Annotated in this window: 10 protein-coding genes; 8 read left to right on the forward strand and 2 right to left on the reverse strand. The window is 71.7% G+C overall.

Going from position 1 to position 14,393, the window contains the following annotated elements:
• The first annotated feature begins 256 nt into the window (after positions 1-256).
• The 6 genes from glgA to J7I94_RS07130 all read left to right on the forward strand — a co-directional run bounded on the left by glgA (position 257) and on the right by J7I94_RS07130 (position 11,405).
• Entirely contained in the window at positions 257-1,417 is a 1,161-nt protein-coding gene (gene glgA / locus J7I94_RS07105) for a glycogen synthase (protein WP_215165990.1), read from the forward strand.
• Positions 1,418-1,454: 37 nt separating this feature from the next.
• Positions 1,455-2,675, forward strand: a complete 1,221-nt coding sequence (glgC, locus tag J7I94_RS07110) for a glucose-1-phosphate adenylyltransferase (protein WP_215165991.1) — start codon at positions 1,455-1,457, stop codon at positions 2,673-2,675.
• A gap of 246 nt (positions 2,676-2,921) precedes the next feature.
• Positions 2,922-5,525 carry a PA14 domain-containing protein gene (locus J7I94_RS07115; protein WP_215165993.1) on the forward strand — a complete coding sequence of 868 codons (2,604 nt, stop codon included), beginning with the start codon at positions 2,922-2,924 and terminating at the stop codon, positions 5,523-5,525.
• Between the two features lie 139 nt (positions 5,526-5,664).
• Positions 5,665-7,980 (forward strand): GH92 family glycosyl hydrolase, encoded by a 2,316-nt coding sequence (locus J7I94_RS07120; protein ID WP_215165995.1) that lies wholly within the window; start codon positions 5,665-5,667, stop codon positions 7,978-7,980.
• Between the two features lie 172 nt (positions 7,981-8,152).
• Complete coding sequence (locus tag J7I94_RS07125; RefSeq protein WP_215165996.1) at positions 8,153-9,493, forward strand: wax ester/triacylglycerol synthase family O-acyltransferase; 1,341 nt, start codon at positions 8,153-8,155, stop codon at positions 9,491-9,493.
• A 409-nt stretch (positions 9,494-9,902) separates the two neighbouring features.
• Positions 9,903-11,405: an SDR family NAD(P)-dependent oxidoreductase gene (locus J7I94_RS07130; RefSeq protein ID WP_215165997.1), complete on the forward strand. Its 1,503-nt coding sequence runs from the start codon at positions 9,903-9,905 to the stop codon at positions 11,403-11,405.
• Between the two features lie 44 nt (positions 11,406-11,449).
• Here J7I94_RS07130 and J7I94_RS07135 read toward each other — a convergent pair whose 3' ends face one another.
• A complete protein-coding gene (locus tag J7I94_RS07135; protein ID WP_215165998.1) occupies positions 11,450-11,890 on the reverse strand; it encodes a hypothetical protein in 441 nt (146 codons plus the stop codon).
• A gap of 423 nt (positions 11,891-12,313) precedes the next feature.
• Between J7I94_RS07135 and J7I94_RS07140 the strand changes: the two genes are divergently transcribed.
• Together J7I94_RS07140 and J7I94_RS07145 are read left to right on the forward strand one after the other, a co-directional pair.
• Positions 12,314-12,496 carry a hypothetical protein gene (locus J7I94_RS07140; protein ID WP_215165999.1) on the forward strand — a complete coding sequence of 61 codons (183 nt, stop codon included), beginning with the start codon at positions 12,314-12,316 and terminating at the stop codon, positions 12,494-12,496.
• Between the two features lie 44 nt (positions 12,497-12,540).
• Positions 12,541-13,023 carry a GNAT family N-acetyltransferase gene (locus tag J7I94_RS07145; protein WP_215166000.1) on the forward strand — a complete coding sequence of 161 codons (483 nt, stop codon included), beginning with the start codon at positions 12,541-12,543 and terminating at the stop codon, positions 13,021-13,023.
• On the opposite strand, the gene J7I94_RS07150 is transcribed toward J7I94_RS07145, so the two are convergent.
• The gene (locus J7I94_RS07150; protein ID WP_215166002.1) at positions 13,024-14,382 is read right to left on the reverse strand and encodes an MFS transporter; all 1,359 of its coding nucleotides are present in this window, start codon (positions 14,380-14,382) and stop codon (positions 13,024-13,026) included.
• Between the last annotated feature and the right edge of the window lie 11 nt (positions 14,383-14,393).

Genomic DNA, 14,393 nt, shown 5'->3' on the forward strand with positions numbered 1-14,393 from the left:
CCACACACCCCCCCGCACCGGCCCGTACCGCCCCCACCGGCCCTCACCGTACGAGCGGATCTCGCCCGCGCCCCCGCCCACGAGCCGATCCCCGTACCCCGCCCGCCCGCGAGCCCTCCGCCCACGAGCCGATCCCCGCGCCACCCCGACCACGCGAGCGACCCCCACCGCCCCCAGCCGTACACACCGCGCTCTTCCCCCCGTGCCCCCGCTGGGTGACCATGAGGGGACCAGCCGCCGAGACAGGAGGTTCCGGGTGCGTGTGGGACTGCTGACCCGGGAGTATCCGCCGGACGTGTACGGCGGCGCGGGCGTCCATGTGGAGTTCCTCGCGCGGGAACTGGCCGCGCTGGTCGACCTGGACGTGCACTGCTGGGGCGAGCCGTCGGGCGCCGACGGCGCGTGGGTACGGCGCCACCGCCCCTGGTCCGCCCTGGACGGCGCCAACGACGCGCTGCGCACCCTCTCCGTGGACCTCGCGATGACCGACGCCCTGGCCGGCCGCGAGCTGGTCCACTCCCACACCTGGTACGCCAACCTCGGCGGCCATCTCGCCAAGCTGCTGCACGGCGTCCCGCACGTGGTGACCGCCCACTCCCTGGAGCCGCTGCGCCCCTGGAAGGCCGAGCAGCTCGGCGGCGGTTACGCGCTGTCGAGCTGGGCGGAACGCACCGCCGTGGAGTCGGCCGACGCGGTGATCGCCGTGTCCGGCGCGATGCGCGACGACATCCTCACCTGCTACCCGGCGCTCCCCGCCGACCGGGTGCACGTCGTGCGCAACGGCATCGACACCCGGCTGTACCGGCCCGACCCGGCCACCGACGTCCTCGACCGGATCGGTCTGGACCGCACCCGCCCTTACGTGCTCTTCGTCGGCCGCATCACCCGTCAGAAGGGCGTGCCCCATCTGCTGCGCGCGGTACGGGACATCGACCCCGCCGCGCAGGTCGTCCTGTGCGCCGGCGCTCCCGACACGCCCGAGATCGACCGGGAGTTCCGCGACCTGTACGACGAGCTGAGCCGGGCGCGGGACGGCGTGCACTGGATCCCGCGGATGCTGCCCCGGCCCGAGGTGGTGCAACTCCTCACCCACGCCGCCGTGTTCGTCTGTCCTTCGGTGTACGAGCCGCTCGGCATCGTCAACCTGGAGGCGATGGCCTGCGGCACCCCCGTCGTGGCCTCGCGCACCGGCGGCATCCCCGAGGTCGTGGCGGACGGCGAAACGGGGGTACTCGTCGACGTGGACGACGGTTTCGAGGCGGGGCTCGCGCGGGCCCTGGACGCGGTCGTCGGCGACCCGGAGACCGCCCGCCGGATGGGAGAGGCGGGACGGGAACGGGCGGTGGCCGAGTTCGGGTGGGACGCGGTGGCCCGCCGTACGGTCCGGCTCTACGAGGACGTCCTGAAACAGGCGTGACGGAGTAACTGGCGTAGAGGGTGGGAGGGGAGCGGCCATGCGTCGTGGAGGTCCTTCGGTGCTCGGTGTCGTCCTGGCGGGCGGTGAGGGCAAGCGGCTGATGCCCCTGACCGCGGACCGGGCCAAACCCGCGGTGACGTTCGGCGGCACGTACCGCCTCGTCGACTTCGTCCTCTCCAACCTGGTCAACGGGGACATCCTGCGCATCTGCGTGCTGACGCAGTACAAGTCGCACTCCCTGGACCGGCACGTCACCACCACCTGGCGGATGTCCAGCCTGCTCGGCAACTACGTCACCCCGGTCCCCGCCCAGCAGCGCCTCGGCCCCCGCTGGTACCTGGGCAGCGCCGACGCGATCCTCCAGTCGCTGAACCTGGTGTACGACGAACAGCCCGAGTACGTCGCGGTGTTCGGCGCCGACCACGTCTACCGCATGGACCCCCGCCAGATGCTCGCCCAGCACATCGAGTCCGGCGCGGGCGTCACCGTGGCCGGCATACGGGTGCCGCGCACCGAGTCGGCCTCCTTCGGCGTGATCACCCCCGGCTCGGACGGCCGGACGGTCGAAAGCTTCCTGGAGAAGCCCACCGACCCTCCCGGCCTGGCCGACGACCCGGCCTGCGTCTTCGCCTCGATGGGCAACTACGTCTTCACCACCAAGGCCCTGATCGACGCCCTGCACCGGGACGCGGAGGACGACGGTTCCGCGCACGACATGGGCGGTTCGATCCTGCCCCAGCTCACCGACCGGGGCGAGGCCGGGCTGTACGACTTCAGCGACAACCACGTGCCCGGGGAGACCAGTCGCGACCAGGGCTACTGGCGGGACGTGGGCACCCTCGACGCCTACTACGACGCCCACATGGACCTGATCGCCGAGCGCCCCGCCTTCAACCTCTACAACCGCCAGTGGCCGATCTACACCTCCTCCGGTCAGCTCTCGCCCGCCCGGTTCAACGCGGGCGGCATCGCCAGCGAGTCGATCGTCAGCGCGGGGTGCCTGATCCGGGGCCAGGTCACGCGGTCCGTGCTGTCACCGGGGGTCGTGGTCGACCCGGGGGCGGTGGTGCAGGGCTCGGTGCTGCACGACAACGTGCACGTCGGGCGGGGCGCGGTGGTGCGCGGGGCGGTGCTGGACAAGAACGTCCAGGTGCCGCCGGGCGCGACGATCGGCGTCAACCCGGAGCGGGACGCCGAGCTGTACACGGTCTCCCGGGGCGGGGTGATCGCCCTCGGCAAGGGCCAACAGGTGCCGTAGCGCACGCCGTTCCCGACTCCGGCCGGGCGGTCCCGTGCGCCGCCCGGCCGGTGCGCCGCCCGTCGGCCCGGAGCGGTCGGGCCGACGGGCGGGCGCAGAGACGGGTGCCACCGGACGACGTTGTCATGTCCCTGGACGCCAATCGGAATCCGTGTTGTCATGCATCTGCCGTTACATCGATGTAATGCAGTGTCGGTGTGACGACCGCCCCCGTCCTCCTCGAAGGACCCTCGAAGGAGAGGATTCGTGCGCATCAGACGACTCAGAGACCGCGTGGCCCTGTTGCTGGCCGCGGCGCTCGGCATCGGCACTCTCGCCGCCGTGCCCGCCGCGAGCGCAGCCGACGACGCCGTGGAGGTTCACGGCCTCAAGGGCGAGTACTACACCCACTCCGCCCCCGGCGCCTTCGACTTCGACGAGCTGAAGGCCACCGGCTTCGACCCGCAGGTCGACTTCGGCAACCTGGAGTCGCGCCTCAAGTTCGCCACCGGGCAGTCGGACGACGTCAGCGTCCGCTGGACCGGTCGGCTGGTCCCCGAGGAGACCGGCCCGCACACCTTCTCGATCATCGGCGACAACGGCTTCCGCCTCTGGATCGGCGGACAGCTCGCCATCGACCACTGGGTCGACGACTGGGACCGCGAACAGACCGCCCAGCCGATCGAGCTGACCGCCGGCCAGTCCTACGACATCAAGCTGGAGTACTTCGAGCACTACGGCGGCTCCAACCTCCACCTGCGCTGGACCGAACCCGGCGGCGCCAAGGAAGCGGTCCCGCAGTCGGCGTTCCGCCTGCCCGAGGGCTACGACTACGACGGCGCCACCTCGGCCACCGTCCTGGCCACCGGCCGCACCCTCAAGCTCGGCTTCGCCCACCCCGTCGCCACGCCCCCGGCCGGTTTCGCCGACCACCTGACGGCGGTCATCGGCGGCGCCACCTGGCCCCTGGGCGAGGCGAAGGCCGACCCCGAGGACCCCACCTCCCTCCTCGTCGCCCTCGACGAACCCGTCGTCGGCAACAAGACCGGCACCGCCCCCGGCACCGCCGACATCCGCTACGACGGCGAGGGCGGCCTGACGACGGCCGACGGCAACGTTGTCAGCGCCTTCTGGACGAGCGGTTCCAACCGCTCCACCTACGAGCTGCGCACCGACTGGGCCGACGAGGTCGGGCCGGACAACGCGCTGCCCGAGTACCCGCGCCCGCAGCTGACCCGCGACGACTGGCAGAGCCTCAACGGCAGCTGGCAGTTCGCCGCCGCCGAGGCGGGGGAGCAGCCGCCGGTCGGCAAGAAGCTGAAGGAGCGCATCCTCGTCCCGTACCCGGTGGAGTCCCAGCTCTCCGGCATCGAGCGGCACGAGGACCGCATGTGGTACCGCCGCACCTTCACCGTCCCCAAGGACTGGAAGGTCGGCTCCCAGCAGCGCCTCCAGCTCAACTTCGGCGCCGTGGACTGGCAGTCCGAGGTCTACGTCAACGGCGTCAAGGTCGCCGACCACAAGGGCGGCTACGACAAGTTCAGCGCCGACGTCACCGACGCGCTCAAGCCCGGCCGCGTCCAGGAACTGATCGTCGGCGTCTACGACCCGACCGACGCCGCCGACGGCGAGAACCCGCCGCTGGGCAAGCAGCGCCTGGACCCGAGCGGCATCTGGTACACGCCGTCCTCCGGTATCTGGCAGACGGTGTGGATGGAGCCGGTCGCCGCCGACCACGCCGACTCGCTCAAGCTCACCCCCGACGTCGACGCGTCCACGGTCACCGTGGAGCCGCAGGGCGTCCGCGACGGCGTACGGGTCACGGCCACCGCCTACCAGGGCAAGCGCAAGGTCGCCACGGTGACCGGCCGCACCGGCTCACCGCTCACCCTGAAGATCAAGAACCCGCGGCTGTGGTCCCCGGACGACCCGTTCCTCTACGACCTGAAGGTCACCGTCGGCAAGGACCGCGTCGGCAGCTACTTCGGCATGCGGTCGGTCTCCGTGGAGAAGGTGAACGGCACCCCGCGCACCCTGCTCAACGGCGAACCGGTCTTCCTGATGGCCACCCTCGACCAGGGTTTCTGGCCCGACGGCCTGCACACCGCGCCGACCGACGAGGCCCTCGCGTACGACCTGAAGATGCACAAGGAGATGGGCTTCAACTCGGTCCGCAAGCACATCAAGGTGGAGCCGGACCGCTGGTTCTACTGGGCGGACAAGCTGGGCCTGCTGGTCTGGCAGGACATGCCGGCCATGACGGCGGGCGTCAACCCGTCCACCGCCGCCCGCGCCGAGTACGAGCGCGAGATGAAGGAGATCATCGACGAGCACATCAGCAGCCCGTCGGTGATCATGTGGGTCACCTTCAACGAGGGCTGGGGCCAGTACGACATCGGCCGGATCGCCGAGCAGGCCAAGGCATGGGACCCGACCCGGCTGGTCAACAACCAGTCCGGCCTGAACCTCGGGGCCGACGGCGGCGCCGGCGACATCATGGACGAGCACGGCTACCCGAGCCCGGCCCTGCCACCGTCCCCGGACGGTGAACGGGCCCTGGTCAGCGGCGAGTACGGCGGCCTCGGCCTCGCGGTGCCCGGTCACGCGTGGTCCGTCCAGCAGTCGTACGTCGACGTCGACCCGGCGACGTACACCGACGACTACCTCACCAAGCTCGACGAGGTGCGTGCCCTGGCCTGCAAGGGCGGCAACGGTGCCGTCTACACGCAGATCACGGACGTCGAAGGTGAGCTGAACGGGCTGCTGACGTACGACCGCAAGGTGGTCAAGCCCGACGTGCCGCGCCTTGAGGCGGCGCACGAGCAACTGATCGCGGACATCTCGCGGGCGACCCCCGCGGGCTGTGCCTGACGGAGTGACGAAACGCCGGGTGCGGGTCCCCACCCAGGGGCGCGGGGCTGTATCGGTATGCGGCTCTGCCGCATGGGCGCGACCAGCCACGACGGACCCGCACCCGGCATGCACGCGAAGCCCCTTGGAGGCACCCCGCATGAGATGGAACCACCGCATCCGCGGCGTCGTCGCCGCCGCACTGCTCAGCGCGGCCCTCGCCGCCCCCACCGCGCAGGCGACAACCGCCCCCGACGGCCCGCTGACCGGCCTGGTCAATCCGTTCATCGGCACCGAGAACGAGGGCAACACCTACCCCGGTGCCGCCGTGCCCTTCGGCATGGTGCAGCTCTCCCCGGACACCGGCCACAACGTCGGCTACGACTACTCGAACGACCACGTCCGGGGCTTCTCCCTCGTCCACCTCTCCGGCGTCGGCTGCGGCCTCGGCGGCGACCTGCCGGTGCTGCCCACCACCGGCGACGTCACCGAGACGGACTACACGAAGTACGCCGCCGGTTTCAGCCACGCGGACGAGGCGGCGAGCCCCGGCTACTACCGCGTCGGCCTGGACTCCGGCATCGAGGCCGAGCTGACCGCGACCGAGCGCACCGGTGTGCAGCGCTACACCTTCCCGGCCACCGACAAGGCCAACGTGCTGCTCAACGCGGGCCAGTCGCTGCACCGCACGGTCGCCACCGAGGTGGAGATCCTGGACAGCCGTACCGTGCGCACCGCCATCACCGGCAGCGGCTTCTGCCAGGACACCGAGCCGTACACCGTCTACACGGTCACCCGCTTCGACCGGCCCTTCACCGCGTACGGCACCTGGGAGGGCGCCACCGTCACCGCCGGGGCGAAGACCGGCCGCGACGGCGCCTACCTGCGCTTCGACACGACGAAGGACCGCACCGTCGAGGCGACCACCGCCCTGTCCTACGTCGACGCGCGCGGCGCCGCCCTCAACCTCCGCGCCGAGGGCGGCCGTTCCTTCGACGCCGTGCGCGAGGCGGCCGACCGCACCTGGGAGGAGCGCCTGGACGACGTGCGCGTCCAGGGCGGCGACGACACCCTGCGCCGTACCTTCTACTCGTCCCTGTACCGGTCCTTCCTCGCGCCGAACATCGGCAGCGACGTCGACGGCCGCTACACCGGCTGGGACCAGGAGAAGCACCGGGCGAAGGGCTTCACGTACTACCAGAACTGGTCGCTGTGGGACACCTACCGCACCCAGTCCCAGCTGCTGTCCCTGCTGGCGCCGCGCCAGGCGCGGGACATGGCGATCTCCGTCCTCAAGATCGACGAGCAGAGCGGCTGGCTGCCCAAGTGGGGCTACGGCACCGTCGAGACCAACATCATGACCGGCGACCCGGTCACCCCGTTCCTCACCAACGCCTACCAGCAGGGCCTGCTGAAGGGCTACGAGGAGCAGGCGTACCGGGCGCTGAAGAAGAACGCCGACGGGGTGCCGCCCGCCGAGTCACCGGCTGTGGGCCGCGAGGCCAACCGCGAGTACCTCGCCCACGGCTACGCGCCCTACGTCAAGGGCCGCCCGCACGCCAAGCCCGGTGACTCCGACTACGACCACGGCGCGTCCGCCACCCTGGAGTACGCCCTGTCGGACGCGATGCTCGCGCGGATGGCCGGCGACCTCGGCCACGAGGAGGACGCCGCCCGGTACGCCGCCCGCGCCCAGAACTACCGCGCCGTCTTCGATCCCTCGACCGGCTTCTTCCGCGCCCGCGACGCCGCCGGCGCCTTCACCGGCCCGGCCGACCCGGCGCGGAGCGAGGGCTTCCACGAGGGGACCAGCTGGCAGTACCAGTGGCTCGTCCCGCAGGACCTGCCGGACATGATCGACCTGATCGGCGGCACCGACGCCGCGAACACGCGGCTGGACTCCTTCTTCGCCTACGACCAGCTCCTCGCCGACCCGGCGGGCACCGCCCGCGAGGTCTGGGTCAACGGGCCGTACGACTACTACAACGCCGACAAGTACAACCCGCAGAACGAGCCCGACCTCATCGCCCCGTACACCTACCTCTCCACCGGGCAGCCCTGGAAGACCACCGACGTGGTGCACGCGGCGCTGACCCTGTTCACGGACACCCCGACCGGCATGACCGGGAACGACGACCTCGGCACCATGTCCGCATGGAACGTGCTGTCCTCGATCGGGATCTTCCCGATCCAGCCCGGTTACGACACCTGGGGCCTGTCCACACCGGTCTTCGACCGGGTCGACCTGACCCTGGACCGCCGCTACTACCCGCGCGGCGCCCTGACCATCACCGCGCCCGGCACCTCGGACACCGACCGCTACGTCCAGTCGGCCCGGACGGACGGGCAGAGCTACGACCGGACCTATCTGACGACCGACGCGCTGCGCTCGACGCGGTCGCTCGGGTTCACGGTCGGCCCGCAGCCGTCCGGGTGGGGAACGTCACCCCAGGCGGCGCCACCTGCGCTGACGTGACCTCAGACGCCCCATGAGTCCCGCCCCTCCCAGAGGGGCGGGACTTAATCCTTTGTTAACTGTGCGTAGCTTGATCGTACTTGACCGTAATCGGTGAGGAGAGTTTGACTGCTTGTCTCCACCCGTCAGCGACATCCGTCATCGACATCCGTCATCGACGCGAGGCAAGCCATTGACTTCCGACCTGCTCGCTCCCCTCGATCTGGCGTTCTGGAACATCGAGTCCGCCGAGCACCCCATGCACCTGGGGGCGCTCGGCGTCTTCTCGGCGCACTCGCCCACCGCGGGGGCCCACGCGGCGGACCTGCTCGCCCTGCGCGCGGCGGGCGTGCCCGGACTGCGGATGCGCATCCGGGACGTGTGGCAGCCGCCGCTCGCCCTGCGGCAGCCGTTCTCGTTCGGCGGCGCCGCCCGGGAACCGGCCCCGGACTTCGACCCCCTCGACCACGTCCGGCTGCACGCCCCGACCGATGACTTCCACGCCGTGGCGGGCCGCCTCATGCAGCGCCCGCTGGTCCGGGACCGGCCGCCGTGGGAGGCACACGTGCTGCCGGGCGAGGACGGATTCTCCTTCGCCGTGCTGTTCAAGTTCCACCACGCCCTGGCCGACGGGCTCCGGGCGCTGGGGCTGGCCGCGGCCGTCCTCGACCCGATGGACCTGCCCGCGCCCCGGCCCCGGCCCGCACCGCTCCGGCGCGGTCTGCTGCCGGACGTGCGCAAACTGCCGGGGCTGGTGCGCGGAGTCCTCTCGGACGCCGGGCGCGCCCTGGACATCGGCACCTCCGTCGCCCTGTCCACCCTCGACGTGCGCTCGTCGTCGGCGCTCACCGCCGAGTCCTCCGGCACCCGCCGCACCACCGGCGTCAGCCTGGACCTCGACGACGTGCACCGCGTCCGCAAGGCCGAGGGCGGCACCGTCAACGACGTGCTGATCGCGGTCGTCGCGGGCGCCCTGCGCCGCTGGCTGGACGAGCGCGGCGACGGCAGCGAGGGCGTGGCGCCCCGCGCCCTGATCCCCGTCTCCCAGCGCCGCCCGCGCACCGCCCACCCCCAGGGCAACCGGCTCTCCGGCTACCTGATACGGCTCCCGGTCTGCGACCCCGACCCGCTCTCCCGCCTCGGCGCCGTCCGCGCCGCCATGGACCGCAACAAGGACGCCGGGCCGGCCCGCGGCGCCGGGGCCGTGGCGCTGCTCGCCGATCACGTCCCGGCCCTCGGCCACCGGCTCGGCGGCCCCCTGGTGAGCCAGGCGGCCCGGCTCTGGTTCGACATCCTGGTCACCAGCGTGCCCCTGCCCAGCCTCGGCCTGAAGCTCGGCGGGCACCCGCTCACCGAGATCTGCCCCTTCGCGCCGCTGGCCCGGGGCCACTCACTGGCCGTCGCCGTCTCGACGTACCGGGGGCGGGTCCACTACGGGCTGATCGCGGACGCCGAGGCCGTGCCGGACCTCGACCTCCTCGCCCACGCGGTGACCGAGGAGGTGACGGCCCTGCTGAGGGCCTGCGGCCCTTGATCCGGCGGGGGCGGCCCGCCGGATGACCTGCGGGTCCTGGTCCGAGGGGGCGGTGGGCTTGCCCGGGGGCGGTCCGGGTGGTGGCGGTCGGGGCCGATGTCCCTCGGCCCTGACCCGAAGGGGTGGCGGCCTGCCGTACGGCCCGCGGGTTCCGGCCCGACGGGGCGACGGGCTGGTCCGGGGGCGGGGCGGTGGCGGTCCGGCCGATGGTCGCCCCTGATCCGGGGCGCCGGCGGTCCCGGCCGGCTGCCCGTGGCTTCCGCGAGGTCGGTCGACGGTCCCGCCGGTCGCCCCGTGGTGCCGATCCGGACGGTTTGGCGGCCGGGCCCGTCGCTCGCGTAAAATCCGGCGTTCGACAGCGGACGCGAGACGGAGCGCCGCGCGGGTGACCAGGGAAACGGCAGCGGCGATGACGGTGACACAGGACGGTTCGGCGGCCACGGACGAGGTGGGCGCGTCCGGGTACGGCCCCGGCATCGACCCCGAGCGGCTCGCCGTCTGCCTCAGCGTGCTCAAGGAACTCGACGACATCGAGGTCGACCACCCCGACGCGATCGCGGTCCGCCGGGCCACCTCGCACATCTACCGCACGGTCAAGCAGCGCCGCCGCCAGGAGCGCCGGGCCGCCAAGACCGCCCACGACAAGGCGGTCACCGAGGCCACCGCCACCGGCTCGGCGGAGCGCATCGACGACGAGACCGAGGGCATCCTGCCCTCCTCCCGCACGGAGGAGGGCACGATCGCGGGGATACTCCAGCGCCCCCGCTCCTGCTACGTCTGCAAGCAGCGCTACGTCGAGGTCGACTACTTCTACCACCAGCTCTGCCCGCCGTGCGCCGCCGAGAACCGGATGCGGCGCGACGCCCGCGCCGACCTGACCGGCAAGCGGGCGCTGCTCACCGGCGGCCGGGCCAAGATCGGCATGTACATCGCGCTCAGGCTGCTGCGCGACGGCGCGCACACCACCATCACCACCCGTTTCCCCAAGGACGCCGTCCGCCGCTTCAAGGCCATGGACGACTCCGCCGACTGGATCCACCGCCTGGAGGTCGTCGGCATCGACCTGCGCGACCCCGCCCAGGCGGTCGCCCTGGCCGACCGGGTGGCCGAGCAGGGCCCGCTCGACATCCTGATCAACAACGCGACGCAGACCGTACGGCGCCTGCCCTCCGCGTACGCCGCCCTGGTCGAGGGCGAAAGCGCGCCGCTGCCCGCCGGTGAGCTGCCCGCGCAGCACGTCATCGGCGCCTTCGGCTCCGGCTCGGTCGACGGGCTGACCGCGCTGCCCGCCGGCGTCAGCGGCCTCGACGCGCAGCAGGTCGCCGACCTCGCCCTGGTGGCCGGCAACGCCAGCGTGGTCCGGCACCGCGACGGCACCGCCATCGACGCCGGCGGCCTGGTCCCCGACGTCGTCGACAGCAACACCTGGGTGCAGAGCATCGAGCAGATCTCCCCGGTGGAACTGCTGGAGACCCAGCTGTGCAACTACACGGCGCCGTTCATCCTCATCAGCAAACTCCGGTCGGCGATGGCCGAGGCCGCCCGCAAGGCGCCCTCCGGGCGGGCCTACGTCGTCAACGTCTCGGCGATGGAAGGCGTGTTCGCCCGCGGCTACAAGGGCGCGGGCCACCCGAACACCAACGCCGCCAAGGCCGCGATGAACATGGTGACGCGGACCAGCGCCCAGGAGATGTTCGAGAGCGACGGCATCCTGATGACCTCGGTGGACACCGGCTGGATCACCGACGAACGCCCCCACTACGACAAACTGCGCCTGGCCGAGGAGGGCTTCCACGCCCCGCTCGACCTGGTCGACGGCGCGGCCCGGGTGTACGACCCCGTCGTGCGCGGCGAGGCGGGCGAGGACCTGTACGGCGTCTTCCTGAAGGACTACGCGCCCGGCAAGTGGTGAGAAGCCGGTCCCCGGCATGTGGTGAGCGAAGGCCCCGGTGGTGGTCAGCCGCCCGCGCCGAGGCGCGAGTTGCGGGCCGCCACCAGCTCCAGCACCGTGCGCCAGTCCTCCAGGACCCCGGCGTCGAAGACTGCGGTGCGGCCCTCCTCCTCCGCCTCCCGCAGCCGGCGCAGATCGTCGTCGGCCACGGCGTCCGGGCGGAGGCGGCCGGCGACGAGACGGGCGACGCGGTCACCGAGCAGTCCGCGGACCGCGTCGGCGGTGCGCCCGGCGCGGCCGGCCGGGTCGCCGGGCCACAGCAGCCCGCCCACGGCGAGCACCAGACCGGCGATCTGCAACTCCTTGTCGGCGGGTCGGCCCCGGCGCAGCAGCGCGGCGGTCCGCAGCGCGTGGCCGTGCGCGTCGGCCGGACCGCCGCCGGGACCCGCGGCCTCCCGGCAGGCGTACAGCAGGTCCATCAGCTCCTCGACGCTGCGCAGCTCCACGCGTCCGTCCTCCCGCGATCTCCCGCGATACGGCCCTTGCGCACCGCAGCAGACCATGACGACCTTGCGGCGCGACCAACGCCGTCTGAACTGCCCCGAGCCCCTGGACCGCATGGGCCGAACGGGTGACACGCACATGTGAACGACATGTGGCAAAACGGAGCGCACCGGGCCCAACTGTGCGCGGGCTGAAGCATGATGATTACCAGGAGTTTGCAGCCCCATAGAGCGGACCCCCGCTCATTTGGTTAATGTGGAGCGGACGGACCGCAGTACGGGCCCTACCCACACCCATCGTCCGTCCGAGTGACCGGCGCCACCGCGTCCGAACTGCTCTAGACCGACACCCGAGCGGGCGTCAGGCACCGGACAGCAGACTGACCGGCGAGGCCCGAGGGTGACCCGACACATAAGGAGTGCGCGGTGACACCGGAGAAGACGAAGACCGAGGAACGAACCGTCGAAGGCGCGGAACGCGCCGGGGCCACGGGCCGCCGGCCCGGCGAGCTCGGCAGCCTCGACGTATGGGCCCGGTCCGCCCCGATCCGCCTGGCGGGCTACGAGGACGACCTCGCCGAGCCGCACATCCTGCCCAGCGTGGACTGAACCCGGATGATCACGGTCGGCATGGGCGTGCGAGACTCGCGTCCATGCCGATCAGGGAAGCAACCACGGACGACTGGCCGCGCGTCTGGCCGTTCTGGCACCGCATCGTCGCCGCCGGCGAGACCTACGCCTGGGACCCGGAGACCTCCGAACAGGACGCCCGGAGCCTGTGGATGAACCCCGCCAAGCGCGTGTACGTCACCGAGGACGAGACCGGCACCGTCGTCGCCTCCGCCTACCTCACCCCCAACTACGGCGGCCCCGCCGCCCGTATCGCCAACGCCGGCTTCATGGTCGACCCGGACCGTGCGGGCCGGGGCACGGGCCGGGCCCTCGCCGAGCACGTGCTGGCCGAGGCGAAGGCCCACGGCTACCGGGGCATGGTCTTCAACGCGGTCGTGGAGACCAACCCGGCGGTGAGACTGTGGAGTTCCCTCGGGTTCACCGTCCTGGGCACCGTGCCGGATGCCTTCGAACACCCCCGGCACGGCCTGGTGGGCCTGCACGTCATGTACCGCGCCCTCTAGCTAGGCGGGCGTCTTCTCCGCCGCCGCCGCTGCCGCCGCCTGCCGGGCGGCCCGGGTGCGAGGCCCGAAGACCGCGAGCACGATCGCGCCCACCAGCCAGGAACCGGCGATGAAGTAGAACACGCTCTGGTAGCCCTGGCTGTTGTAGAGCGCCGCGACGACCAGAGGTCCGGCGGCGTTGGAGAGCCGGCCCAGCCCGTAGGAGACGCCCGTGCCCAGCGAGCGGCTGCGGGTGTCGAACAGCTCGGGCGAGTAGGCGTAACCGAGGGCGGTGTAGCCGCGCTCGAAGAGGTTCACCAGGAAACCGAAGACGATGATGAGCACCGGGTTGAAGGTGAGCCCGTAGAACAGGCCGCACACCGCGATCACCGTGCCGAAGGCGACCAGGCACCACTTGCGCTCGAACCGGTCGGTGACCAGCGCCGCCAGGTACGAGCCGAGCGGGGCGCCGACCGTGGTCAGGGCGACGTAGAAGACGGAGTCCTCGACGCTGAAGCCCTCCTTGGCCAGCAGGGTCGGGGCCCAGCTGGAGTAGCCGAAGAAGCCGATGGTCTGGGTGACCCAGACGACCGTGAGCAGCAGGGTCGGCAGCAGGTACTTCCTCTGCAGCAGCAGCTTGAGCGGGGCCTTGGTGACCGGGGCCTCCTCCACCGGCGGGGCCGGTTCGGGCAGCGGGCCCTTCTCGGCGGCGACCATGGCCTCGATCTCGCCCAGGACCCGCTCCGCCTCCTCGTGCTTGCCCCGGCTCTCCAGCCAGCGCGGCGACTCCTTGAGGTGGCGGGTGAACAGGACCAGCAGCATGCCCAGCGAGCCCCACAGGAACACCAGGCGCCAGGACCAGTCGCTGAGCGGGACGACGAAACTGGCGATCAGGCTGGTGACGGGGGTGCCGCAGATGCCGATGACGATGGCGTACGCCTGGTACCGGCCGCGGACGGCCGCCGGGTACATCTCGGCGACGTAGATCACCGCCACGACGGTCATCGCGGACAGGCCCGCCGAGGTCAGGACGCGGAAGACGCCCAGCGAGAGCAGGTTCCAGGAGAAGACCGAGAGGAAGGAGAAGAGGCCGAAGAAGACCGTCGTCTGCATCAGGGCGCGTTTGCGGCCCCAGCGGTCGGCGATGTTGGAGGCGACGATCGAGCCGATGAACATGCCGACGAACGACAGGGAGGTCACGTAGGCGACCTGGTCGACCGTGACGCCCCACAGCTTGATGAGCTTGGGCGCGGTGACGGAGAAGCTGTTGATGTCGGCGAACTCGAAGAAGTACGCGAACGAGATCGCCAGCAGGGTCATCTTGTGGAACCGGGAGACCGGCAGCCTGTCCAGTCGGTTGAGAGCGTTGACGCGGTGCATGCGGTTGCCCT

Source organism: Streptomyces sp. ISL-12, from assembly GCF_018614415.1.
GTDB lineage: Bacteria > Actinomycetota > Actinomycetes > Streptomycetales > Streptomycetaceae > Streptomyces.